The organism is Streptomyces sp. NPDC001410 (assembly GCF_042895235.1).
In the GTDB taxonomy this organism is placed as follows: domain Bacteria; phylum Actinomycetota; class Actinomycetes; order Streptomycetales; family Streptomycetaceae; genus Streptomyces.
This window is the reverse complement of record NZ_JBIAWE010000009.1, coordinates 111460-134291: the sequence shown is the minus strand read 5'-3', so window position 1 is coordinate 134291 and position 22832 is coordinate 111460. Positions and strand designations below refer to the sequence as shown.

At 70.6% G+C, this 22832-nt stretch carries 22 protein-coding genes; 8 read left to right on the top strand and 14 right to left on the bottom strand.

Annotated elements, in window-relative coordinates; all coding sequences use genetic code 11:
• Positions 1-4 precede the first annotated feature (4 nt).
• Positions 5-886 carry a LysR family transcriptional regulator gene (locus tag ACFY3C_RS21075; protein ID WP_390771843.1) on the top strand — a complete coding sequence of 294 codons (882 nt, stop codon included), beginning with the start codon at positions 5-7 and terminating at the stop codon, positions 884-886.
• On the opposite strand, the gene ACFY3C_RS21070 is transcribed toward ACFY3C_RS21075, so the two are convergent.
• The gene (locus ACFY3C_RS21070) at positions 783-1730 is read right to left on the bottom strand and encodes a DMT family transporter (RefSeq protein ID WP_390771842.1); all 948 of its coding nucleotides are present in this window, start codon (positions 1728-1730) and stop codon (positions 783-785) included. The genes ACFY3C_RS21075 and ACFY3C_RS21070 overlap by 104 nt on opposite strands.
• Positions 1731-2191: 461 nt before the next feature.
• Between ACFY3C_RS21070 and ACFY3C_RS21065 the strand changes: the two genes are divergently transcribed.
• Together ACFY3C_RS21065 and ACFY3C_RS21060 are read left to right on the top strand one after the other, a co-directional pair.
• Positions 2192-2422 carry a hypothetical protein gene (locus ACFY3C_RS21065; protein WP_386577073.1) on the top strand — a complete coding sequence of 77 codons (231 nt, stop codon included), beginning with the start codon at positions 2192-2194 and terminating at the stop codon, positions 2420-2422.
• 372 nt (positions 2423-2794) lie between these two features.
• Positions 2795-3907 carry a helix-turn-helix domain-containing protein gene (locus tag ACFY3C_RS21060; RefSeq protein WP_386577072.1) on the top strand — a complete coding sequence of 371 codons (1113 nt, stop codon included), beginning with the start codon at positions 2795-2797 and terminating at the stop codon, positions 3905-3907.
• Positions 3908-3967: 60 nt separating this feature from the next.
• Here ACFY3C_RS21060 and ACFY3C_RS21055 read toward each other — a convergent pair whose 3' ends face one another.
• On the bottom strand, positions 3968-4291 hold the full coding sequence (locus tag ACFY3C_RS21055; RefSeq protein ID WP_390771841.1) for an ArsR/SmtB family transcription factor: 324 nt from the start codon (positions 4289-4291) through the stop codon (positions 3968-3970).
• A 107-nt stretch (positions 4292-4398) separates the two neighbouring features.
• Here ACFY3C_RS21055 and ACFY3C_RS21050 point away from each other — a divergent pair, with 107 nt between their 5' ends.
• Positions 4399-5373 carry a zinc-binding alcohol dehydrogenase family protein gene (locus ACFY3C_RS21050; protein WP_390771840.1) on the top strand — a complete coding sequence of 325 codons (975 nt, stop codon included), beginning with the start codon at positions 4399-4401 and terminating at the stop codon, positions 5371-5373.
• Positions 5374-5383: 10 nt separating this feature from the next.
• Here the strand turns inward: ACFY3C_RS21050 and ACFY3C_RS21045 are convergent, their stop codons facing one another.
• From ACFY3C_RS21045 to ACFY3C_RS21025, 5 genes are all read right to left on the bottom strand, one after another.
• The gene (locus ACFY3C_RS21045; protein ID WP_390771839.1) at positions 5384-7234 is read right to left on the bottom strand and encodes a protein kinase; all 1851 of its coding nucleotides are present in this window, start codon (positions 7232-7234) and stop codon (positions 5384-5386) included.
• A 263-nt stretch (positions 7235-7497) separates the two neighbouring features.
• Positions 7498-7944, bottom strand: coding sequence for an RICIN domain-containing protein (locus ACFY3C_RS21040; RefSeq protein WP_386577068.1), 447 nt, complete (start codon positions 7942-7944; stop codon positions 7498-7500).
• A 185-nt stretch (positions 7945-8129) separates the two neighbouring features.
• Positions 8130-8897, bottom strand: a complete 768-nt coding sequence (locus tag ACFY3C_RS21035; RefSeq protein ID WP_386577067.1) for a CDP-alcohol phosphatidyltransferase family protein — start codon at positions 8895-8897, stop codon at positions 8130-8132.
• A gap of 93 nt (positions 8898-8990) precedes the next feature.
• Entirely contained in the window at positions 8991-9956 is a 966-nt protein-coding gene (locus ACFY3C_RS21030; RefSeq protein ID WP_386577066.1) for an isopenicillin N synthase family dioxygenase, read from the bottom strand.
• Entirely contained in the window at positions 9949-10398 is a 450-nt protein-coding gene (locus ACFY3C_RS21025) for a nucleoside deaminase (RefSeq protein ID WP_390771838.1), read from the bottom strand. The genes ACFY3C_RS21030 and ACFY3C_RS21025 overlap by 8 nt, the downstream gene beginning before the upstream one ends.
• A gap of 248 nt (positions 10399-10646) precedes the next feature.
• On the opposite strand from ACFY3C_RS21025, the gene ACFY3C_RS21020 reads away from it, so the two are divergent.
• The 4 genes from ACFY3C_RS21020 (at position 10647) to ACFY3C_RS21005 (ending at position 16714) form a co-directional block, all read left to right on the top strand.
• Positions 10647-11441 carry an RNA-guided endonuclease InsQ/TnpB family protein gene (locus ACFY3C_RS21020; protein WP_390771992.1) on the top strand — a complete coding sequence of 265 codons (795 nt, stop codon included), beginning with the start codon at positions 10647-10649 and terminating at the stop codon, positions 11439-11441.
• Between the two features lie 154 nt (positions 11442-11595).
• Positions 11596-12999 (top strand): condensation domain-containing protein, encoded by a 1404-nt coding sequence (locus tag ACFY3C_RS21015; RefSeq protein WP_390771837.1) that lies wholly within the window; start codon positions 11596-11598, stop codon positions 12997-12999.
• A 71-nt stretch (positions 13000-13070) separates the two neighbouring features.
• A complete protein-coding gene (locus tag ACFY3C_RS21010) occupies positions 13071-15167 on the top strand; it encodes a hypothetical protein (RefSeq protein WP_390771836.1) in 2097 nt (698 codons plus the stop codon).
• Positions 15167-16714 (top strand): hypothetical protein, encoded by a 1548-nt coding sequence (locus tag ACFY3C_RS21005; RefSeq protein ID WP_390771835.1) that lies wholly within the window; start codon positions 15167-15169, stop codon positions 16712-16714. Before ACFY3C_RS21010 ends, ACFY3C_RS21005 begins: the two co-directional genes overlap by 1 nt.
• Positions 16715-17207: 493 nt before the next feature.
• On the opposite strand, the gene ACFY3C_RS21000 is transcribed toward ACFY3C_RS21005, so the two are convergent.
• The 7 genes from ACFY3C_RS21000 to ACFY3C_RS20970 all read right to left on the bottom strand — a co-directional run bounded on the left by ACFY3C_RS21000 (position 17208) and on the right by ACFY3C_RS20970 (position 22831).
• Positions 17208-17612: a hypothetical protein gene (locus tag ACFY3C_RS21000; protein WP_390771834.1), complete on the bottom strand. Its 405-nt coding sequence runs from the start codon at positions 17610-17612 to the stop codon at positions 17208-17210.
• Between the two features lie 38 nt (positions 17613-17650).
• Positions 17651-18046 (bottom strand): CU044_5270 family protein, encoded by a 396-nt coding sequence (locus ACFY3C_RS20995; RefSeq protein WP_390771833.1) that lies wholly within the window; start codon positions 18044-18046, stop codon positions 17651-17653.
• Positions 17962-18579, bottom strand: a complete 618-nt coding sequence (locus ACFY3C_RS20990; protein ID WP_390771832.1) for a hypothetical protein — start codon at positions 18577-18579, stop codon at positions 17962-17964. The genes ACFY3C_RS20995 and ACFY3C_RS20990 overlap by 85 nt, the downstream gene beginning before the upstream one ends.
• The gene (locus tag ACFY3C_RS20985; RefSeq protein ID WP_390771831.1) at positions 18576-19217 is read right to left on the bottom strand and encodes an RNA polymerase sigma factor; all 642 of its coding nucleotides are present in this window, start codon (positions 19215-19217) and stop codon (positions 18576-18578) included. Before ACFY3C_RS20985 ends, ACFY3C_RS20990 begins: the two co-directional genes overlap by 4 nt.
• A gap of 75 nt (positions 19218-19292) precedes the next feature.
• The gene (gene ccsB / locus ACFY3C_RS20980; protein WP_386577059.1) at positions 19293-20375 is read right to left on the bottom strand and encodes a c-type cytochrome biogenesis protein CcsB; all 1083 of its coding nucleotides are present in this window, start codon (positions 20373-20375) and stop codon (positions 19293-19295) included.
• Entirely contained in the window at positions 20372-22063 is a 1692-nt protein-coding gene (locus ACFY3C_RS20975; RefSeq protein ID WP_390771830.1) for a cytochrome c biogenesis protein ResB, read from the bottom strand. The genes ccsB and ACFY3C_RS20975 overlap by 4 nt, the downstream gene beginning before the upstream one ends.
• A 3-nt stretch (positions 22064-22066) precedes the next feature.
• Entirely contained in the window at positions 22067-22831 is a 765-nt protein-coding gene (locus ACFY3C_RS20970) for a cytochrome c biogenesis CcdA family protein (protein WP_386577057.1), read from the bottom strand.
• Position 22832 lies beyond the last annotated feature (1 nt).

Sequence of the window (22832 nt, the reverse complement as noted above, 5' to 3'; positions counted from 1 at the left end):
ACCCATGGAACTCCGGCTGCTCGTCACCTTCGAGAAGGTCGCCACGGTCCTGAGCTTCACCCGTGCGGCGGCCGAACTGTCGTACGCGCAGTCCAGCGTGACGAGCCAGATCCGCACCCTGGAGTCCGACCTGGGCGTGGAGCTGTTCGACCGGCTCGGCAGCCGCATCCGGCTCACCGAGGCGGGCGAGCGGCTGCTGCCCTACGCCCGGCAGATCATCGAGCTTTCCGAGGAGGCCCGGGCGGCCGTCACCGGAGCCGAGGAGCCGTCCGGCACCCTCACCGTCGGCACCATGGAGTCCCTGACCTCCTACCGGCTGCCCCCGCTCCTGGAGTACTTCCACCACCGCCACCCGAAGGTGCGGCTCGCCCTGCGCACCACCATCGGCGACGAGACCCGGCAGGCGCTGCGGCAGGGGACGTACGACGTCGGATTCCTGATGGAGGAGGAGACCGCGCATCCGGGTCTGGAGAGCGCGGTGCTGGCGGTGGAACCGCTGGCGCTGGTCGCGGCGCCCGGACACCCGCTGGCCGGACGGCCGGTCACGACTGCCGACCTGACCGGGCAGCCTCTGCTCGCCACCGAGCCCGGCTGCGCCTACCGGGACCTGTTCGAGCGGGAGCTGACGGCGCTGAAGCCGGTGGAGTTCATGGAGTTCGGCACGATCGAGGCCACCAAACGCGCGGCGGCGGCCGGCCTCGGGACGGCGCTGCTGCCCGAGGTGACGGTCGCCGCCGAACTCGCGGAGGGCTCGCTGGTACGGCTCGGCTGGGAGCCTCCGTTCACGCTTCGCACGCAGCTGGCGTGGCGGTCCGGGAAGCGGCTTCCGGCTCATGCGCGGCTGTTCGTGGAGCAGGCGCGGCGGCTCGTGGCCGAGCAAGGGTGACCTTCAGGCTCGCCGTCACGATCAGCGGGACGCCCAGCGCCTGGACGAGGCCGATGTGGTGGCCGTACACCGCCCAGTCCATCACCATCGCCACGGCCGGGTAGACGAAGGCGAGTACGGCGATCTTCGCGGTGGGCAGCTGGGCGTAGGCGGCGTACATGAGGACGTACATCACGCCGGTGTGGATGAAGCCGAGCCCGATCAGCCAGCCCCAGTCCCAGCCCGTCCCGCGCATCGCGCCGAAGTCGGCGAACGGGAGCAGCAGCGGGATGCCGACCAGGACCTGGACGAGGGCGATCAGATGCGGGCGCACGCCGGTGATCCGCTTGGTGACCAGGGTGGACAGGCCGTAGAGGAGGGCGGCGAGCAACGCCTGGCCGATGCCGGTGAGGTAGGCGCCGCCGCCGGTGAAGTCGGCGGGGGTCACGCCGGAGACCAGGATCAGGCCCGCGAAGGCGACGGCGACCCAGCCGACGCGGGCGGCGGTGAGCCGTTCCCGGAAGAGGAGGGCGCCGAGGAGGACCACGTAGAAGGGCTGCGTGTGGTAGACCACGGTGGCCACGGAGATGGACGTGTTCTCGTACGACTGGAACAGCAGCACCCAGTTGAAGACGATGAACACCCCGCCCAGGACGGCGAGTCCGAGGGTGCGCGGGGTGAAGCCGTGGTCGCGCAGCCAGCCGCGTGCGACGACGTAGCCGCCGAGGGCGAGGGCGCCGAACAGGACGCGGAAGAAGACGACATTGAAGGGCGAGGCGCCCGATTCGACGACGAAGACGCCGAGGGTGCCGGACAGCATCATCGCGGTGGTCAGCTGGGCCGTGCCCTTGTGTTCTTGGGTCATGCCGTCGAAGTTACGGACGAGCGTCATCGCCGGTCCACGAGCCAGTGGGGCGTCCTCCCGATGGACCCATCGGCCCTGCCGATTGAGCGAGTGATGGTACATCAGGGCCGAAAAGCGACGGGCAACAGGCGGGTTATCAAAGGAAGTTGCACAACTTTTTTCTAACTACCCGAGAGTAATAACCGCCTTCACAATGAAGGCATTCACTCGAACGACCCCTTCATATACAAGGTGTGAACTGACAGGTACACAAGAATGTCGACTCGTCTATTCGAACACTCGCGGCGCGCCGGCCACGCGGTCTCACATGGCCCTCAGTGGCGCCCGATTGACCCACACGAGTGATACGGGTTCCGGCCCCGACACCCGGTAGTCTCCTCCCTAGCTCTTCTCTGCACCGGTGCCTGTGGGCGCCGTACGGGTTCGACAGGCCCGGTTACCCAACAGAGAGGAGCAGGTCCGTGGCTAGCTCTGACCAGCCAAGCGACCGGGACGACGCAGTCCCCCCTGATCCGCGGGACCCGGACCCTCCGGTACCGGTGACGGCGGGCCGGGAGAGCGCCGGTCCCCCGCGCAGCTGCCCAGAGCCGGACCTCGGTGACGCGTCGCGCGCACGTCGGGTACGCGTGGTCGGCGAGTGCCTGTACTGGCTCGTCCGGCTGATGCTCGACCTGTACGACAACGGCGGATGAGGTTGGGACCTCATCCGCCGTCAGTTACCGAATAGCCGGTACGTGGGCCCGTGCTCAGGTTCCCGCCGGACACGGGCCCACGGTCACTTTTCGGTAAGTCGTCAGGGGAGCAGCACGCTCCAGGGACACTCCCACTGTAGGGACCCCCGAGAAATCCACCCCCGCTTGCGCGCTAATCCTGGTGGCTGTGCCGCCGCCCGGAAACCCAAAGCAGTTCTAAACGGTACCATGATATAGCGACTGAGCTGCAAAAAGTTCCCCGAGCACTCGCCAGGATGAATCGCTCTGCACGAAGCTGGTCCTGAACGGTACCGACCGTGATTAGCAGGGCTAGTTGAAGTACTAACGGACCGACGAGAGGGGTCGGCGACAGTGGCTCGTGGAACGGCGAACTTCGACGGCGACGCCCTGCGCATGGCCCGCCTGACCCGCCCGGTCGACGGCAGGCTGCTCAGCGCCGAGGCCGTGGCCAGACTCCTGGGCACCTCCAAGAGCCGCATCCTGGCCTACGAGAACAACGTCTCCAAGCCGGACCCCAAGCGCATCGCCCAGCTCAGCGACCTGTTCAACATTCCGGCACGCGAACTGCGCACCAAGCGCGCGCTGGCCGACATCCACGGCCTTCGCTGCCAGAGCGGCCTGACCATCGCCGAGGCGGCCGCGCTGGCCGGCATCAGCCGCGGCAGTTACACGAACATCGAGCGGCAGGCCCTGCTGCCCGTGCGGGACGACGGAACCGTGCGGATGAACCTGGCCCGCGTCTTCGGCGTCTCCCCCGCGGTCATCGACCGTGCCCTGCTGCGCCACCCGGCGGCCGAGGCGCGCCAGACCGAACTGGCCGAGCAGTTGCGTGTCGTCTTCCGGCGTGCCCACCAGGAGCACACACCCGCCGTCATCGACACCGAAGACGTGCTGCTCCAGCACATCGCGTCGCTCCTGCAGCGACCGGCCCGCGTGGCCTGCCGCCTCGTCAACGCCGAACTCGACGCCTACCGCGAGCTGTTGCGGGAACACGCCCGCATGAAGGTCGACGAGGCCTTCGCGCAGACGGCTGCCGCCGCCGCCAAGGCCCGCAGGCGCCGCACCTGGCTGGAGACGCGGATCGAGGACGCCGCGCCGACCGCCGCCAAGGCCCTGAGCAGGTTCCTGTCCGAGGCCGTGAATGTCCGCCAGTGGCGCCTCATGGTCGCCCTCGCCAATGCCGGACTCGACGGCATCGCCCTGTCCAGCACGACCCGTTACGCCTCCGCCGACGACCTCCGAGCCCTCCAGATACGCCAGCAGGCCACAGTCGTCCAACGCGGCGAGCAGACGTACGCCGTGCCCACCCAGAACGGCCTCACCACGGTCCGGAACAACTACGCCCGCTACGGCCACCTGTATCCCCGGGTGCCGGTCCCAGGGCTGAGCCACTACTGGGAGCAGCGCCGGCACCCCAAGATCGTCATGCGCCCCGCAGGACGACCCGCCCAGGAACCGACCTGAGCCACCGGGGACTCGCATCGCCGCGTACGTCCGCCGTACGCCCTCCGTACCTCCGCCGCTTCAGTCGCCCCTGAGCACCAGGTCGAGCAGCCCCGGGAAGCGGGCGTCGAACTCGGCCCTCCTGAGCCGGTTGACACGCTTGGGCCCTTCGTCACGCTGCTCGACCAGCCCCGCCCCGCGCAACACCGTGAAGTGGTGGCTGAGGGCCGCCTTGCCGACGGGCACGTCGAAACTGCCGCAGCTGCGGGACCAGTCGGCTGATGCGGCCAGCTGCCTGACCAGGGTGAGGCGGACAGGGTCGGCCAGGGCGGCCAGGGCGGCCTCGACCGGCACCTCATCGGGGTGGACGTGCTCGGGGGCGGCGCGATGACCACTGACTGCCATGCCGGCCTCCCCACTCCCGCGTTCCCGTTGCCCAGTGTTCGATGAAAACCATACACTCGCGAGTGTTCGCTTTTCATTGAACACTCTCCCCGAGTCGGAGGTACGGCATGCGCGCGGTCGAGTTCCAGCAGTACGGCGGTCCCGAGGTCCTGAAGGCGGTGACGGCCGAGGCGCCCGAGCCCGGCCCCGGCCAAGTGAGCATCGACGTGGCCTACACGGGCGTGAACTTCGCCGACCTGAAGGCCCGCGCGGAGGGCTACCGGGTGCCGCGGCTGCCGTACGTCCCCGGCCTCGAGGTCTCCGGCCGGATCCGCGCACTCGGCGCGGGCGTCACCGGCCTGGCCGTCGGCCAGGAGGTGGCGGCGCTGACCGAGGGCGGGGCGTACGCCGAGGTGGCCGTGGCCGACACGACCACCGTCTTCCCGCTCCCCGCGGGCGTGGACCTGCGCACGGCGGCCACCCTCCCGACGGTCCTGCCGACGGCCTACGCCCTGATCCACACGGTCGGCCGGCTCCAGCCCGGCGAGAGCGTCCTCGTCCAGGGAGCGGCGGGCGGAGTCGGCACTGTGGCCGGTCAGCTGGCCCGGGCGGCGGGCGCCGGGACGGTGTACGGCGTGGTGTCCTCGGCGGCGAAGGCGGCCTACGCCAAGGAGCACGGCTACGACGAGGTGTTCGCCGGCGCCTTCCAGGACCCGGTGCGGCACGCCACCGGCGGCCGGGGCGTCGACCTGGTCCTGGACCCCGTCGGCGGCGACACCCTGCGCGCGGGCCTCGCCTCCCTCGCCCCCTTCGGCCGCCTGGTCTCCTTCGGCAACGCAGGCTCCGCCGAGCCGTGGACCGTGGGCCAGCCCGAGCTGTACCCACTCGGCATCTCGGTCTCCGGCTTCTCCATCCTGACCCTCGCGAGGACGGCCCCGGCCGAGCTGCGCCGCCTGTCCGAGCAGGCCTTCGCCAAGGCGGTCGACGGCACGGTGTCCCTGCCGGTCACGGCCGAGTTCGCGCTGGAGGAGGCGGCGGAGGCGCACCGGTTGATGGGCAGCCGGACGAGCACGGGGAAGCTGCTGCTCCGCGTGAACGCCTAGGCGCCCCGCCTCACGTCCTCGCCCAGCTCTGGGAGGCGGCCCCCGACTGGCAGGTCGCCTCGGCCACCCCGCCGCCGAAGGCGAGGTCGAGGCAGCCACCGTCGTAGACGGTGCGCAGGGAGTTGCCGGAGCCCGTCTTCCACAGGCGGACGCTGCTGCTCTGGGAGCAGTCGCCGACGAAGACGGCCTGGCCGTTGCCGTTCGCGCTCAGGCACGCGCCGCTCGACACGTTGATGACCTTGACGCTGCCGCCGGAGGCACTGCGGAAGGTCCACTTGGCGGACGAGTCCGAGCAGTCACCGAGGCCCGTGGAGCCGTAGACCTGGATCAGGCACTTGCCGTTCTCGCCGTTCTTGAGCCGGAAGGAGCCCGTGCCAGGGCTGGTCGTGGAGGTCCCTCCGGAGGAGGAGCCGCCGGACGAGGAGCCGCCCGAAGAACCGCCGGAGCTGCTGGAGCCGCCGGACGAGGAGCCGCCCGAGCCGGATCCCGAGGTACCTCCGGTGGTTCCGCTTGCACCGCCCGCCGAGCCCGAGCCACCGGAGCCGCCCGAGGCACCCGAGCCTTCCGTGCCGCCGCCCGAATCTCCCTTGCCCGGCTTCTGCTTGCCCGCGGGAGAAGCCGACCCCTTCCGGCCCGGCTTCCCGCTGCCCGACGGGCTCGCGGAGGACTGGCCGGGCGCCGGATCGGCCGACGCGGAGACGGAGGCCTCGGGGGCGCCCGCAGTGCCCTTCCGCCCGGAGTCGGCGCCGTACGGCAGGAGTTGTAAGGCCAGCGTCCCTGTACCGACGACGACCACAACCGGTACGACGGCCAACAGGAGGCGCGTACGGCGCCGATCGCGGGGCCGCTCGGCCGGCCGCTGCTTCTCGCCGGGCCGTACGACCACCTCGGGCTCCGACTCGGCCTCCGGTTCCGGCTCGGGTTCTGGTTGCGCCGCCGTCACCTCCGGCACCTGTGCCGCGAACGCCGTCCGGGCGGTCAGCCGTTCGGTGATGGACGCGGGCCACAGCGGGGGCTCGGACCGGCCCCGCCCGGCGGTCAGTTCGACGAGTTCGGCGGCGGTGGGCCGGCCCTCGGGATCCTTGTCCAGGCAGGACGCGACGACGGCGGCCAACCCCGCGTCGGTCTCACGCAGTTCCTCCAGGTCGGGCTGCTCGTGCACGATCCGGTACAGCACGCCGTGCCCGGACTCGTCGCCGAAGGGCGGTCGGCCGCTGCCCGCGAACGCGATCACCGAACCCAGCGCGAAGATGTCCACCGCGCCGGTCAACCGCCGTGCCCCCGATGCCTGTTCGGGGGACATGTAGGCGGGAGTGCCCACCACCATGCCGGTTCGGGTCAGCTGGCTCTGGTCGGCGGCCCGGGCCACACCGAAGTCGATGAGGGTGACACCCTCCAGGGTGAGCATGACGTTCGACGGCTTGACGTCCCGGTGCACCATGTCCAGCTCGTGCACCGCCGCCAGCCCCGCCGCGGCCTCCCGCAGCAGCAGCCACAGCGCCCCGGACGGCAGCGGCCCGCCGTGCACCTCCACGGCCTCGCGCAGGGTCAGCCCCGGCACGTACGCGGTGGCGAACCACGGCGGCCGGGCGGCCCGGTCACCCGCGAGCAGCGGCGCCGTGGCCCCTGCGGGCAGCCGGGAGAGGTTGTCCAGCTCGTGCCCGAAGCGCCGTACGAAGTCCTGGTCCTCGCCCACCACCGAGGGCAGCACCTGTTTGACGGCCGCGTACCGGCCCTCGTGCACGCCCAGGTAGACCCGCCCCATGCCGCCGGCCCCGAGCCGGCCGAGCAGCGGGATCGGTCCGATCCGCCGAGGATCGTCGTCCTCCAGCGGCTCGACCCCGTTCTGTTCCCCGTTCAAGTCGCCCCCCTTGTAGGTCACTTGGCTTTCAGCAACCTACTTCAGCGACCAGACCGGCGACTCCTGGTGTGAGGACGGTGCACCCTGACGGTCGGTGCCGTCACCAAGGCGAGCGGGGCCAGCCCGGGCAGCCTCCACCACCACTTCGGTCGGCGCGGAGCCGAATTGAGCGCCGTCCAGGCGCACATGAAAGCCGGGCCGGTCCGCACCCGCCTCGAACGGATGCGAACCGGCTCGACCTGCTCGACCGAACTACCCTCGAATCAGCTCCAACGCTGGCGCGAGGAGCCCGTGTCGGAAGAGGTGACGACGGTCCCCCTGGACGACAGCCCGAGGGTGCGCCCGGTGGCCTTGTTCTTCAGCCGCCAGCCCGAGGAGTCCTTGCTCTCGTACCACTTCTGGTAGTTGCCGCCGTTGCACGCGCCCACGTAGACGGCGCCGTTGCGGTTGCTGTCGAGGCACTTCCCGGTGAGGTGGTGCTTCATGGTGTAGGAGCCGTCGGACTGCTTGTTCTCGTCCCACTTCATGCTCGCCCCGGTGGCAGAGGTCGTACGCACCCTGCCGTTGAAGTAGGCCAGGTACTCGCCGTTCTTCTTGTTCTTCCAGGTGACGGCGTGGCTGGCCGCGAACGCCTCCCCCGTACCCGCAAAGGCCAACGCCGGGGCGAGGAATGCCGCCGCGACGAACTTGCCCACCAAACGCTTCTTCATGAGTTCCGTTCCCCGTTCACAGGTCGAATGTCGTGTCCGGCGACAACGGCTGCCTCACCTGCGGGCATACGATCATTGAGCGGCGAGTGCGCTGCGTCCACCCGAGGGTGACGGCGGCCGACGTGCCGAATCGATCATTGCGGTCGGTGTCACGCTACTCCGACGCGATCATCCCGGGCAACGCGTTAGCGCAGCCGCGACGACGCCAGGATCGACAGCAGGTGGGCCGGGACCATCAGCCAGGTGATCGCGGCAAGCGCGATGAGGGCCCAACGCGTCACCTCGACACCGCCCGTGGCCAGATCCCCGAGTGCCGCCGCCAGCAGGACCAGGGACGCCTCGATGCCGTTGGTCACCCGGTGGATCTTGAAGGCCGCCGCCAGCCGCCGCACCGTGGCCACGCCCTGCGACCGCGGCCGGGTCGACTCGTCATCGGCCACCCCGAGCCCGCGCCGGGCCCGGGCCACGTCCACCAGGTCGGTCGAGGCCTTCAGCAGCACCACCCCGAGCGCGGTGGCGATGCCGAGCGAGAGCCAGCCGCCGAGGCCGTTCTCCGCCGCCCGGAACCCGATCCCCACCATCAGCGCCGCATCCGCGAGGTACGCCCCGAGCCGGTCCACGTAGATGCCGGTCGCGCTGTTCTGCCCCTTCCAGCGGGCGACCTCGCCGTCCACGCAGTCGAACAGGAGGAACAGCTGCATGAGGACGACGGCCAGTACGGCACCGGTGAGGCCGGGGATCAGCAGAGCCGCGCCGGAGGCGACCCCGCACACCACCATGGTCCAGGTCAGCTGGTCCGGGGTGACCGGGGTACGCACCAGCTGCCGGGTGAACCGCAGCGAAACCCTGCGCATGTACAGCCGTCCCGCCCAGTGCTCCCCGTTGCGGCTCGCCAGCTTGGCGTACGGCTGACAGACCTCCCGCAGCTCCTCCAGAACCGGGGCAGCAACCATGGGCGTTCCCTCCCGCGCGGTGTGATCGGGCCAGGGTACAGAGGCGCTGGGACGCCGCCTCGAATACCCCCGGGCCCCCAGGCAGGCCGACGCTCAACCGACTGTGATCGAGTCGAGTTTCTCCCGTAGGTAGACATGTGAGTCGATGGGCGGGTACGCCACCCGTCCCACCGGCGCCGACACGGACTCCACCAGCGTCCCGGGGGTGCACTCGCCGAAGTAGACGAGGGACATCAGCTCCTCGGCGGGCTCGTCGGCAGGCGGCGGCAGCACCCGATGCCGACCCGACCGCCACCGGTCACCGGTCCAACGGGCCATCAGATCCCCGATGTTGATGGTGAACGCCTGAGGATTGTAGGGAGCGTCTTCCCACCCGCCCGCATCGGTGTAGACCTGCAACCCACCCTTCCCCGCCTGCCGGTCGAGGATGGTGACCGTGCCAAAGTCGGTGTGCGGCCCAATACGGAACTGCCCGGGCGCAGGCGCTCCGACAACCTCCGTGCCCGGATACCAGTTGATGTTAAAGCCGTACGTGGGATGGTCCATGTGTCGGCTGAAGAAGTCTGGCGACAGGCCGAGCGCGTACCCGAGCAGGGCCAGTAGCTCTTTCTCCAGCCAGGCCATCGCCCGGAGGTACTCCTCGCACAGCGGCTGAAGCTCCGGGACCTCAGCGGGCCACACGTTCGGCGCATACCACTCGGCATTGACGGCCGGGTCCTCGAACGGCTCGTGCGTGGCGAAGGTCAGCGACTCCTTCAGGTCGGGCGGAGTCTCGGTGCCCTCCGCATACCCATTGGCCTCGGCCCCTGGCCCCAGCCACCCGCGCCCGCCGACCTTCGCCTCGTAGGCCCGTTTGGCCTCGGCAGGCAGCACGAAGAACCTCCGCGCGGCCTCCCGGATGGCACCACGCAGCCCGGGATCCACTCCGTGCCCTGTGACCAGTAGGAAACCGGCGCCCTGCAGGGCCTGGTCGACGGTCCGGGCGAGGATCGTGCGGGCCTCGGCATCGCCGTCGGTCCAGGGACGAAGGCCGATGGTCGGGATGGGTGATTCACTCACCGATGTCCTCGTTCCATAGAGCCGGGTTGTCCTTGATGAAGTCGCGCATCAGCGCGATGCAAGCGGGGTCCTCCAGGATCACGATCTCCACACCTTGCTCGGCGAGCCAGTCGTGCCCGCCGTGAAACGTGCTGGCCTCGCCGATCACGACCCGTGAGATGCCGAACTGCCGCACCAGACCGCTGCAGTACCAGCACGGCGAAAGGGTGGTCACCATGGTCGAGCCGCGGTAGGTACGTTGTCGTCCCGCCGCACGAAATGCGGCCGTTTCCGCGTGCATGGAGGGGTCGTCGTCCTGGACTCGGCGGTTGTGGCCGCGACCCAGGAGGGTCCCGTCGGGGCCGTAAAGGGCAGCGCCGATCGGGATGCCGCCCTCGGCAAGCCCGGCGCGAGCCTCGGCGAAGGCGGTGGCGAGCCAAGCGCGGGCCTGTTCCTTGCACATGCCTCCACTCTCCCGTACCAGCCCGACGGACCGCCAGCGCGCACCCAACAGCTATCGGCGCTTCCCGTTCACTCGAATTGAGTAACAACGCACAATCGAATCCCGGCCAACTGGATCTCTCGGCTGGCCCACCGCCACTGCGTGACGGAAAAGACGGAACTCCAGCGCCTCGCCTACGCACAGGTGAAATGCGATTACGGCCTGTCAGCCCAGCCTGCGATCCACGCGATCCGTAAAGTCGCAGGAGCATACGCCGCACTCAAGGCAAACCTGAGGGCAGGCAACTACGGGAAAATCGGCGAGGCGAAAGCGATCTCGTACACCGCAACGGCAAGTGGTACCTACTCGCCACATGCGAGACGCCGGAGGCCGCACCAAACGGGCATCCCGCAGGCTGGCTGGGGGTTGATCTCGGAATCGCGAACATCGCCACGACGAGCGACGAGGGCACACCGTTCGCCGGGGAGGAACTGAACAGGTATCGGGCCAGCGCTCTGCGTACTCGTGCGGAGCTGCAAGCCACCGGAACGAAGTCAGCCAAACGCAAGCTGAAGCAGCGTGCCGGACGAGAGGCTCGGCATGCCGCCCAGGTCAATCACAAGATCGCGAAGAGCATCGTGGCCGAGGCTCAACGCACCGGGCGCGGGATCGCGCTGGAGAAACTTACCGGCATCCGCGAACGGGCACGGCTGAGGAAGCCTCAACGGGCCACATACCACTCCTGGTCTTTTGCTCAGCTCGGCCGCTTTATCGCCTACAAGGCGAAGCGCGCCGGCATTCCGGTCATCCACGTCGACCCTGCGTACACAAGCCAGCGTTGCTCGTGGTGCGGCCACATCGACAAGGCGAACAGACCCTCCCAGGAACTCTTCATCTGCTGGTCGTGCGGCATCGTTGCGCACGCCGATCACAACGCGGCCCGCAACATCGCGAGTCTCGCCAAAGTCATCTGGGGCGCCGTCAACCGCCCTCATGCGGCGCAATCGTCACCGCCAGTGGCGACTGTAGCTGCAAGCCCACCCCGAAGAGGAGCGGGTCGTTGACCTGGTACCTGATCACTGTCGGTTATTCACTTCCACGTTCGCCCCGCCACCCGTTCCACTGAAATGCCCCGGTCGGGCATGTCCCGGCCCCGTCCGACGGCATTCCCTTGAAGGGGGCCCACATCACAGGGCCCCCTTCTGCGATCGGAGACGCGTGCGAATCACTGACATCCAGCGCTGCGAGGTCCGGCCGGGACGGCTCGTCGAGTGGACGCTGAGTCCGGACACCGTCGCCACGGCGAAGGGGCTGCCGGAGGACTCCCGGCCGCCGGCCTACATCCAGGAGTCGCACATCAGAACCGCCAGGTCCGTCCGGGACGGCGGGCTGTTCGTGCCGACCTGGCTCGGTACGGCCTTCGACCTGCCGGGCCGGGTCGACCTCGACGTGCTGCAGGAGTCCCTGCGGGCCTGGACGCTGCGGCACGAGACGCTGCGCAGCGGATTTCGCTGGGCGGACGACCGGCTGCGCCGGTTCACGCTGGACGCCGGTGACGTGTCCCTGTGGCGCGAGACGGTCGGGGACTTCGGCGACGCGGGCGCCCTGGCCCGGCATCTCCAGGGCCGCTTCGACGCCGTCGCGGACGCCCTGCGCTGGCCGAACCTCATCTACACGGCGGTCGTCCGGGACGACTCGACCAGCGTGTACATGGCCTTCGACCACAGCAACGTGGACGCCTACTCCCTGCACGGCATCCCCGCCGAGATCCACGAGCTGTACGCGGCGGGCCTGCGGGGGCGCGGACCCGTGGTGCGGACGCCGGCCGCGAGTTACGTCGACTTCTGCGAGCTGGAGCGGGCGGACGCAGACCGCGTCGACGGCGGCCACGAGATCGTCACGCGCTGGCGGGAGTTCGTCCGGCGGTGCGACGGAACGCTGCCGGGCTTCCCCGTCGACCTCGGCCTGGAACCGGGCGGTCCGCTGCCTCCGCAGAAGATGATCTGCGAGCCGCTCGCGGACGCGGACTCGGCCGTCGCGTTCGAGGCGTACTGCCGGCCCCACGGCGGCAGCCTGGTCGGACTGCTGGCGGCCACCGGTCTGATCGTGCACGAACTCGGCGGGCAGTCCGTGTACCGGACGGTGGTGCCGTTCCACACCCGGGTGAGGTCCCGTTGGAGCGACTCGGTGGGCTGGTTCGTGGGCGGCGCCCCGATCGAGGTGCCGTTGGCCGGCACTCCCGATCTGCCCAGCACGCTGCAAGCCGTGCGGGCCGAGCTGCAGGCCAACCGGTCGCTCGCGCGCATGCCGCTCGCCCGGGTGCTGAAGCTGCTCGGCGCGGACTTCCGGCCGACCTCCCCCGACCTGTACTCGATCGTCTCGTTCCTGGACGCCCGCGGCATCCCGGGCGCCGCGCGGTGGGCCGAGCAGAAGGCGTACGGGCTGCTGCGGGTGTCGTACGGCGACCAGGTGTGCGTGTGGGTCAGCCGGCTGCACGACGGTCTGTGGGTGGCGAGCCGCTACCCGGACACCGACGTGGCGGCCAAGAACATGCGGCTGTACGTCGAGCGGCTGCGGGATCTGGTCACGGCGACGGCGTCGCGACCCGGTCGATTTTCGTAACCCAACGGACATCACTGACTCTGGTCAGTGACAACTTCCCCTTTCTACACTTCTGTTGAGGGGGGAATGCGGTGCACAGACGGTTGCACGGGCGCGGAGCGCTGTTCGATGTCGATCCGGCCGGTCTCGCGCCCCGGCTCGTGGGCCTGCGCCCCCACCAGCACCGCGGCCATCCGTTCGAGCACCCGGGCGAGCTGCCCTTCGTGGTGCTCACGGGCGCCCGCGGGCTGGGCAAGAGCGCGGTGCTGGCCGAGTTACGGGACGCCTACAAGGGCCATACGCCGGTCGCGTTGATCGACTGCGCGGAGGAGCAGTTCGCGAGGCCGCCCGCGGAGCGGCCCGCCGAGTCGTGGTCGCCGGTGGCGCAGGGCCTGCTGGTGATCGCCGAGCAGCTGGCGGCGCCGGTGACGGGCGCCGGGCGGATCACCTTTCCGCGGCTGATGTCGGGCCTGGTGGCGGTGGCCGCGAGCGGCTGGGGCGACGCCGACTCGGAGCGGATCCGCCGGGAGGTCGAGCGGATCCTGCTGCTGAACGAGAGCGGCTCGTGGATCAGCGGTCTGGCCGGCCGCTGGGCCGGGAAGGTGGCGGCCAAGGTGGTCGCCGCGGCCACCGGCACCGGGCCGTTGCTGTCCGGGGCGATCGAGGCGACCCTGGAGTCCGTCGCCGAGGGCTTCACCAGCCGGCGGCACCAGAAGGCGTCGGTCTGGTACCGGACGTACCCGAACGCGGGCGGGCACGCCCAGCGCGGGCTCATCCTGCTGTCGGGGCACTTCCGGGCGGGCGGCACCTCCCGGGAGCACGCCGAGCGGTATCTGGTGCGGGCGCTGCTGGCCGACCTGACGGAGGCGTACGCGGGGGTGCTGCCGCGCATGCAGCGGCTCGGGCGGCCGCTGGTGCTGATCGACGACGCGCAGACCGCGCCGGGGCCCGGGCTCGTGGAGGCCGTGCTGCGCGACCGCGCCGAGGGCATCGCGGACCAGGTGGCGTTCGTCGCGGCCCGGCGCGGCGAGGGCCGCGAGGAGTTGCGCAGCGCGGTCCGGCGGGAGCTGCCCGAGGTGGCCCGGCGCAGCGGCTGGACCCCGGACGCGGCCCCCTCCTCGCGGGCGCTGCTCGTCGCGCTTCCCCCGCTGAGCCCGGACGACACCCTGCACATCGTCGGCGCCGTCTGCGACGACATCCCGGTCCCGCCCCAACTCCCGCACGCGACCCACCGGTTGACCGGCGGAAATCCACTGGGCATCGTCCTGCTCGCCGAGTCCGCCGCGCAGAACCAGGCTGTCTCGCTGGGCGAGTTGCTCACCGCCGGCGTACGGCTGGACGAGGACCAGGAGACCGCCCCCGCCTACCAGGCGCTGCTGGACCGGCTGGTGCCCGCCGAGCACCTGGACGAGCTGACCGTGCTGGCCGCCGCCCACGACCACGACTCGGCCTGCGCGCTGGCCGCGGCCCTGCTGCCGGACACCTTCGGCCCGGCGGACGTACGGGCGCTGCGGACCCGGCTGGCCGAGGAGGGGCTGCCGGCCGAGCCCGGCCGGTTCGTCGGCGATCCCTTCGTGCGCACCCTGCTGCTGCTGAGGCTGCATCTGCGGGACGCCGACCACGCGTCGTGGCGTACGGCGCACGAGACGCTGATCGCGCACTACCCGGACCCCGAGCAGGCCCGCTACCGGCTCCATCACGAACTCGCCCTGGGCACCTCGGAGTCGGCGGTCGCCCATCTGCGCGACACCTTCCACACCGCGGACATCCGGAGCTGGCTGCGCGCCCTGCGCTTCGTGGCGTCGGCGCCCTACTTCCACGCGCACGACGCCGACGGCCGCGACTTCACGGGCCACGGCGACCGGCGGGCCGCGATCGCGCTCGGCCGCACGGACGCCGGGCAGGAGCCGCCCGAGGGCGCGGACGCCGTACTGCACCTGCGGATACGGCGGTTGCTGCACGCGGTGTGGCAGCTGGGCGATCCGCTGGTGCCGCCCGATCCGAAGGTGTGCGACCGGCTCCGCTTCGAGCTGGAGCAGCTGTCCAACCTGCGGCCGGCGGCCAACGCGCTGCTGTGGCGGGCATCCCGGGACTGGCCGGCGGCGGCGCTCGCCGGGCGCCCGATGACCGAACCCGACGACCCCGACGACACGGACGACGGCCCGGACGACCGCAGCGGGGAGGCGTGATGGCGCGCAGAGGCGTGGGCACGTGGGTGCGCGAGAGCGTGTGGGAGATCCCGCTGCGTCGCTATCTGGCGCTGCTGGTGACGGCGGCCCTGGTGACGGGGCTGGTGTTCGCGGGCCGGGCGCTCCTGCACGAGGACCGGTCCTGTGCGCCCGGGGTGTCCCGGCCGCAGGACAGCGACGAGTGCGTGGGCGTGGCGACGGGCTCGTACGACTTCGGGCACGCGCGGCTGAAGGACGTCGTACGGGCGGTCGCGCGGGAGAACGACCGCCTCAAGCCCGGCAGTTACGTGACGGTGGCGCTGATGCTCCCGTACAGCTCCGCCTCCGCGACCAACCTGAACGACATCCAGCACCAGCTGCAGGGCGCCTATCTGGCGCAGTACCAGGCCAACCACGAGTCCAACGGGCAGGCGCCCGCGATCCGGCTGGTGCTGGCCAACCCGGGTGCGACCGGGGACCACTGGCAGCAGACGGTGGACCAGCTGAAGCGGATGACGACCGGCGCGGACCGGCTGCGGGCCGTGGCGGGGATCGGGCAGAGCACCGACAACAACAAGAAGGCCGTCCAGGCGCTGACCCGGCTCGGGATCCCGGTGGTCGGGTCCTCGATCACCGCCGACGACCTGGCCAACGGGCAGGGCGGCACGGACCCCTACCCCGGCCTTGCCCGGGTGTCGCCGACCAACACCGACGAGGCCCGCGCGCTGGCGTCCTTCGCCAAGGTGAGCGCGGGCAAGGCGCTGCTGGTGTACGACAAGCCGGGCGACCCGTACACCCGGACGCTGCAGGAGTCGTTCGCGGCGCTGATCAAGGGCTCGCCGTACGAGCCGCAGCCGTTCACCCCGCCGGCCGACCGCAGCAAGGAGGGGACGACGGCGAACACCTTCCGGCAGATCACGCACCTGGTGTGCGACACCTCCCGGGAGACCGACACCATCCTGTTCGCGGGACGCCACACCCAGCTGCGGCAGTTCATCAACGCGCTCGGCGGACGCGGCTGCCAGGACCGCAGGTTCACGGTCCTGACCGGTGACGAGGCGTCGTACCTGACGCACGAGAGCGACCTGGACCGCGACGCCCTGCGCCACCACCTCTCCGTCCGCTACACCTCCCTCGCCCACCCGGACGCCTGGCCCAGGGACCCGGCGAAGACCGGCGGCTCGGCGGCGGACTTCGGGGTGCTGCAGCGGCTGCTGGCCGCCGCCGAACGGGGGCCGTCCGGGCCGATCGGTCCGGTCGCCCTGGACGACGGCCAGCTGATCATCGGCTACGACGCCCTGCAGCTGGCGGTCCACGGCATCCGCGAGGCGGTACCCGACGGCAGGAAGGTCCCGGCCCTCGCGGACGTCGGCCTCCAGTGGCCGCAGGTCAAGGGATCGCTCCGGGTGAGCGGTGCGAGCGGCTGGATCTGCCTGGACGTGCACGGCAACCCGTACGACAAGGCCGTCCCGATCGTGGAACTGACCCCCGAGGGCGACTCCCGCTTCGTCAGGATCGCCTGGCCGGAGGGCAGACCACCGACGAAGGAGTGCCTGCCGCCGTCGTAGACGTGGCTGTCGTGTCCGGGCACGTCCCGCCCCGGCCCACTGGAGTGCGAACAGGAACGTTGCCTTGGAAAGTGGGTTGCAGCACAAGCTCCGGGAGCGGCGGGAGAAGGCCGCCCTGGAAGGCATCGAGGCCGGGCTCGGCGATCTGCGGACGGAAGGCGCCCTGGAGCCCGGCGCCGTGCCGGAGTGGGTCGGGAGGCGCTCTGGCGGATCTGGGACATCCACACGGACCCGACTGAGTCGGTCCCCGACGACACATCGCCGGGGGAGCTCGACGCGTGGATCGAAGGACTGCTGGCCGCGAACGGCATCACCAGCCGCGTCTACGTGGCGAGCCACCTCGGGATCCTTCCCTGGCTGGAGTGCCGGGTCCCGGAGCACGGCTGGACGGCGCGGTTGCGGGACACGCTCGAGCAGCCGTGGATGTTCCTGTCGGGGACCCTGGACTCCCTCGTCGTCGTGTCCGAGGCCGAGTACGACTTCGAGGCCTACCTCAGTCGACGCCCCCCAGCACCTCGATCAATCGCTCGAAGCGGGCCCGCCAGCGGGGTTCCGGCTCGCCCTCGCCCTGGAACTCGCGGGTGAAGCGGAGCACGCTCGCGTCCTCGCCGTCCCGCTCCAGATGGAACCGGATCCGGCCGCCGCCCTCCACCGTGTACTCCGCCACCCGGTCGACGTCCCACGCGGTGACGCGCCCGGAACCCACGTCACGCAGGGTGACCGTGCCGCCGAGTCTGGGTTCCAGGGCTTCGGCGGCGGTGAACCAGGAGGCGAGCCCCGCCGGGGTGGCCACCGCCACCCAGACCTCCTCCATGCGCCGCGGGACACGCACCAGGAAGTGGAGTATGTGCGTGTTCCCGTGCGTCCGGCTGGTGCCCTGTTCGATGGAACCGCTCATGACACCAGCGTGACCCCGGCCCCGCGGATCCGCACCCGTTACGGGCGCTGACCTGCGCTGTCGACGACGTCCCGGCGCAGCACCGACGCACTGCCCAGGACCATGCCCTTCTTGATCCCGGCCTTCGGCAGGTCCCCCGTGGCCACCTCGCGCTCGCCCAGGAACGCGTGGGTCTTCGCGTCGAAGATCCACTCCTCCATGGTGGGGTTGCCGGGGTCCTGGCGCGCGATCCCGACCCCGTGCCGCCCGGCGCCGTCCACCGCGTTCTTCACGACCCGCACGCCGGGGATCCGGGCGACCGCCCGGTAGAGCGCCGCGCTCTGCCCGGGCGGCACCATCGCGTCCCGGATCAGGTCGCCGACCAGCACGAACATGGCCTGATTCGGCTCCTGTCCGCTGTACTTCGGGGCGGTCTCGCGCAGCCAGTCGTACATCTTGTCCGGGTCGGTGGGCAGGTGGACAGGTGCCGGTAGTTGGTGGAGACCTCGTACCCCTCCGCTCCCTGCTTCGGGTCGGGGTCGGTCGTCCACTGGCCCCGGCCCGCCTCACGGATCAGCCCCTTGCGGCTGCCGTCCACCGGGGTCCACTGCTCCCGGCGGTGCGGCGGCGGGATGTCGATCGGCTTGCCCTCCTCCTGCGACGCGTCGGAAACCTTGCTGTCCACGTACACGTACTGGCCGTCCTTGATGTCGCCGTAGGTGTCCGCGTGCTCGGCCGCCAGCGCGATGTCCTCCAGCAGGGCCGTGGCGGTGGCCGGGGGCCGCGCGACGGTCGTGCCGCCGTGCGACGACGGCAGGAGTACGACGGTGACGGCGGCGGCCGTCGCCACGGCGGCCGCGGCGAGCGCGGGCCGCAGCCACCTGGTGCGTGCGGACTTCTGCGGTTCACGCCGGATCTCGGTCAACAGATGCTCCTTGAGGAGTCGGTGACGGGCCGGCGGAAGGTCTCTCTCGGGCAGCGTGCTCATCGGTTTCCCTCCCTCAGGGGCCCGACCGCGGTGGTGCGGTCACCTCTCATCTGTTCGCGGGTTCGGGGGAGTTCCATATGTTTCGCGAGTTTTTTCCGGGCGCGGGAGAGCCGTGAGCGCACGGTGCCCACGGGCACGCCGAGCGCCTCGGCGGCGGCCGTGTAGTCGAGGCCGGACCACACGCACAGCGCCAGCACCTCGCGCTCGGGCCGCCGCAGCTGCGCCAGTGCGGTGCGCACGAGCGCCAGCCGGCCGGCGTCGTCCAGGCGCCCGGCGACCTCGTCGGCGAAGTCCCGCACCGCCTCGTCGCGGGGCAGCCTGGCGACCGCGGCCGCGTGTCTTCGCGCCGCGCGGCGGGTGATGGGGGTGCCCCCGCTCGAGCGAAGCCGAGAGTGGGGGAGGTTGACGTTGGTGGCGATGCCGAGCACCCAGGGCCGCAGGGACCCGCCCTCCTCGTCGAGCCGCGCGCGCAGCCGCCACGCCTCCAGGAAGGTCAGCGAGACGACGTCCTCGGCGGTCGCCCACTCCCCCGTCAGCCGGTAGGCATGGTTGTAGACGGCGCGTGCGTACGCGTCGAAGAGGTCGCCGAAGGCTCCGTGGTCCCCCGCGCGGATGCGCCTTCGCAGATTCGTGTCCACGACACTTGCCTGTCGTACGACGAAGGCCGGTTCCCGTGATCCACGTCACGGGAACCGGCCTTCGTGTCAGGAGGTCTACACGCCCGCGTAGGAGTGCTTGCCGCTCACGAAGATGTTGACGCCGTAGTAGTTGAACAGCCAGCAGGCGAAGGCGATCATCGCCAGGTAGGCGGCTTTGCGGCCCTTCCAGCCGGCCGTGGCCCGGGCGTGCAGGTAGCAGGCGTAGGCGATCCAGGTGATGAAGGACCAGGTCTCCTTGGGGTCCCAGTTCCAGTAGCGGCCCCAGGCGTCGCCCGCCCAGATCGCGCCCGCGATGATCGTGAAGGTCCAGAGCGGGAAGACCGCCGCGTTGACCCGGTAGGCGAACTTGTCGAGCGAGGCGGAGGCGGGCAGCCGCTCCAGCACCGAGGTCGCGAACCTGCCGGGCTCGCCGCCGGTCTGCAGCTTGTTCTCGTACGAGTCCTTGAACAGGTACAGGATCGTGGCGACCGCGCCGACGTAGAACACCGCACCGCAGAAGATCGCGGTGGAGACGTGGATGTACAGCCAGTACGAGTGCAGGGCCGGGACGAGCTGGTCGCTCGCGGTGTACAGGACCGTGACGGCCAGACCGAGGTCGAGCAGGACCGTGGTGACCAGGAACAGGCCGAGCCAGCGCACGTTCTTCTTCAGCGCCAGCAGCCCGAGGTACACCCCGACCGCGACCGTGGAGAAGGTGATGTTGAACTCGTACATGTTGCCCCACGGCGCCCGCTCCACGGAGGCCGCACGGGCGACGACCCCGCCCAGCTCCACCAGGAACGCGAGCACGGTGAGGGAGATGGCGATCCGCCCGTAGAGGTCGCCCTGCTCGTCCCCGCCGTGCGCACCGGGCCCGTCCGGCACGTCCCGCGCGCCGGACGCGGAGCGCACGACGACCTTGGGCCGCTCCAGTACGGCGGTACCCCCGGCCTGCTTGACGGTGACGGCGGGCCCGCTCGCCTTCTGCTCGCCGGCGGCGGTCAGCGCCGCGGCCGTACGGGCCACCTTGCTGCGGCTGCCGAAGAGCCACTCGGCGATGTGCGCGAAGAAAGCCAGGGTGTAGACGGCCATGGACGAGTAGATCAGCGTGTTGCTGATGCCGGCCAGGTGTTCGTTGGTGGCGGCGGCGAGAGTCACTGCTCAGCCCCTTCGGCAGGTACGACGTCGGATTCGTTGGAGTCGCGGTCGGGTGCCCCCGGCGCCTGGTCATAGAGGGTTCCGGCGAGATCGCCCAGCTCCTCGGGCACCTTGGCCGACTCGCTGCGGCCGAGCCCGGCCATCTCGACGACCGTCACGCCGTCGGCGCCGCGCACCGCCCGCACCCACACGCGGCGGCGCTGGATGAACAGGGACGCGGCCAGACCGAAGATCGCGGCGAGGGCACCGCCGAGCGCCCAGCCGCTGCCCGGCTCCTGGACGATCTCGAAGCCGGCCCACTCCTTGATGTCCTTCTCAAGGGTGATCGAGCCGGCGCCGTTCGGCAGCTTCAGGGTCTGCCCGGGCTTGAGGTTCCCGCGCAGCTGCAGGCCCTTGGCGTCCTTGAACCCCTTCATGTGGCTCTTGTCGAGCTGGTACACGCTCTGCGGAAGGCCCGAGTCGACACCGAGGTCGCCGTGGTACGGCTCCAGGTTCAGCACCGGGTTCAGCAGCGCGGGGAACTGCGAGAGCACCGAGGCGCCGCCGCCGTAGGTCGGCAGGAAGAAGGCCCGGACGCCGAGCTGCTCCTTCTGCCCCTGGGCGTTGCGGTAGCCGTCCATGACCTTGATGACGCCCTGCGAGGTGACGTTCCCGTCGAGCGGCAGCAGCGGTACGGCGTCCTGGTAGACGACCTTGCCCTTGCCGTCGCGGACGGTGATCACGGGCGCGTAGCCGTGGCTGACCAGGTAGACCTTGGAGTCGCCGATCTCCAGCGGCTGGTTGACCTTGACGGTGGCCGGCTTCTCCTTGCCGTACGCGCCCTCGCTGTAGGCGATCTTCGCCTGGAAGGTGCGCGGGGTGCCGCGGTTGGGGCCGGTCAGCTCGTAGGTGCCCTCGAAGTCCTTCAGGTCGAAGCTGAACGGCACCAGTTCGTCGGTGCTGAACAGGCTGCCGGACTTGAAGTCGTCGTACATCGGCAGCGCGTTGGAGAAGCCGTCGCCCTCCACCATCAGCTTGGTGCCGTCCGACTTGAACATCTGGCCCGAGGCGAACGCGGTCAGCAGCACGATCAGCGCGACGTGGAAGACCAGGTTGCCCAGCTCCCGGGCGTACCCCTTCTCGGCGGCGACGGCGTCACCGGCGAGGTGGGCACGGAAGCGGCGCTTCTTCAGCAGCGCGAGCGCGGCCTCGCGGACCTGCTCCGGCTCGGCGGTGGTGCGCCAGGTGGTGTAGGCGGGCAGCCGGTCCAGCCGCTTGGGGGCGCCCGGCGGGCGGCCGCGCAGCTGGCCGACGAACTGCCAGGTGCGCGGGACGATGCAGCCGATGAGGGAGACGAACAGCAGGATGTAGATCGCGGAGAACCACACCGAGCTGTAGACGTGGAACAGGCCGAGCTTGTCGTAGACCGGCGCGAGCGTCTTGTGCGCCTGGCGGAAGTCCTCGACCTTGGAGGCGTCGGCGCCGGTCTGCGGGATCAGCGAGCCGGGGATCGCGCCGAGCGACAGCAGCAGGAGCAGCAGCAGCGCGACCCGCATGGAGGTGAGCTGCCGCCAGAACCAGCGGGTCCAGCCGATGACGCCGAGGCCCGGTACGGCGGCGGTCTCCTCCTGCGGGGCGGTGGACAGCTGGGAGCCGGCCGCCCCCAGGTCCTCCTGCTCCTGGCCGCCCGCGGTTTCAGTCTTGCTCATCGATCAGATCCCCACAGTGAAGCCGTCGGACCAGGTCTGCATCTCCTGCACCAGGCGGTCCCAGGCCCCGGTCAGCAGCAGCACACCGGTCACGATCATCATCGTGCCGCCGATGCGCATCACCCAGACATAGTGGCGCTTGACCCAGCCGAAGGCACCGAGCGCCTTGCGGAAGCCGACCGCGGCGAGCACGAAGGGCACGCCGAGGCCCAGGCAGTAGGCGACCATCAGTAGTGCTCCGCGCCCGGCGCTCGACTGTTCCATGGCGAGGAGGTTCACGGACGACAGGGTCGGACCCAGACAGGGGGTCCAGCCGATGCCGAACAGTGCGCCGAGCAGCGGTGCGCCCACCAGACCGGTCGTGGGCCGGCGGTGGAAGCGGAACTCGCGCTGGGTGAACCAGGGCATCAGCCCCATGAAGAACACGCCCATGAGGATCATGAGCACGCCGAGCACCTTGGCCAGCACGGCCTTGTGCTCCTGGAGGGTCCAGCCGAAGGAGCCGAACAGCGCCCCGCCGGAGATGAACACGGCGCTGAACCCGAGGACGAACAGGGAGGCTCCGGCGACCATGCGCCCGCGTCTGGCCTCGGCCAGGTCGGTGCCGGCGACCCCGGTGACGTAGGAGAGGTACCCGGGGACGAGCGGGAGCACGCAGGGCGAGAAGAAGGAGACGAGGCCGCCGAGCAGGGCGATCGGCAGGGCGACCAGCAGGGCCCCGTGGAGGACGGTCTGGTTCTGCGCGGCCAGTGTGACGAGTGCGCTCACG

Coding starts and splice junctions, on each gene's coding strand:
- ACFY3C_RS21050 (WP_390771840.1), top strand. CDS start 4,399: ATGCGCGCGGTCGAGTTCCAGCAGTACGGCGGTCCCGAGGTCCTGAAG.
- ACFY3C_RS21025 (WP_390771838.1), bottom strand. CDS start 10,398: ATGTGCAAGGAACAGGCCCGCGCTTGGCTCGCCACCGCCTTCGCCGAG.
- ACFY3C_RS20995 (WP_390771833.1), bottom strand. CDS start 18,046: ATGTACGACTGGCTGCGCGAGACCGCCCCGAAGTACAGCGGACAGGAG.
- ACFY3C_RS21055 (WP_390771841.1), bottom strand. CDS start 4,291: ATGGCAGTCAGTGGTCATCGCGCCGCCCCCGAGCACGTCCACCCCGAT.
- ACFY3C_RS21075 (WP_390771843.1), top strand. CDS start 5: ATGGAACTCCGGCTGCTCGTCACCTTCGAGAAGGTCGCCACGGTCCTG.
- ACFY3C_RS20975 (WP_390771830.1), bottom strand. CDS start 22,063: ATGAGCAAGACTGAAACCGCGGGCGGCCAGGAGCAGGAGGACCTGGGG.
- ACFY3C_RS21000 (WP_390771834.1), bottom strand. CDS start 17,612: ATGAGCGGTTCCATCGAACAGGGCACCAGCCGGACGCACGGGAACACG.
- ACFY3C_RS21070 (WP_390771842.1), bottom strand. CDS start 1,730: ATGACCCAAGAACACAAGGGCACGGCCCAGCTGACCACCGCGATGATG.
- ACFY3C_RS21005 (WP_390771835.1), top strand. CDS start 15,167: ATGGCGCGCAGAGGCGTGGGCACGTGGGTGCGCGAGAGCGTGTGGGAG.
- ACFY3C_RS21035 (WP_386577067.1), bottom strand. CDS start 8,897: ATGGTTGCTGCCCCGGTTCTGGAGGAGCTGCGGGAGGTCTGTCAGCCG.
- ACFY3C_RS21040 (WP_386577068.1), bottom strand. CDS start 7,944: ATGAAGAAGCGTTTGGTGGGCAAGTTCGTCGCGGCGGCATTCCTCGCC.
- ACFY3C_RS20990 (WP_390771832.1), bottom strand. CDS start 18,579: ATGAGCACGCTGCCCGAGAGAGACCTTCCGCCGGCCCGTCACCGACTC.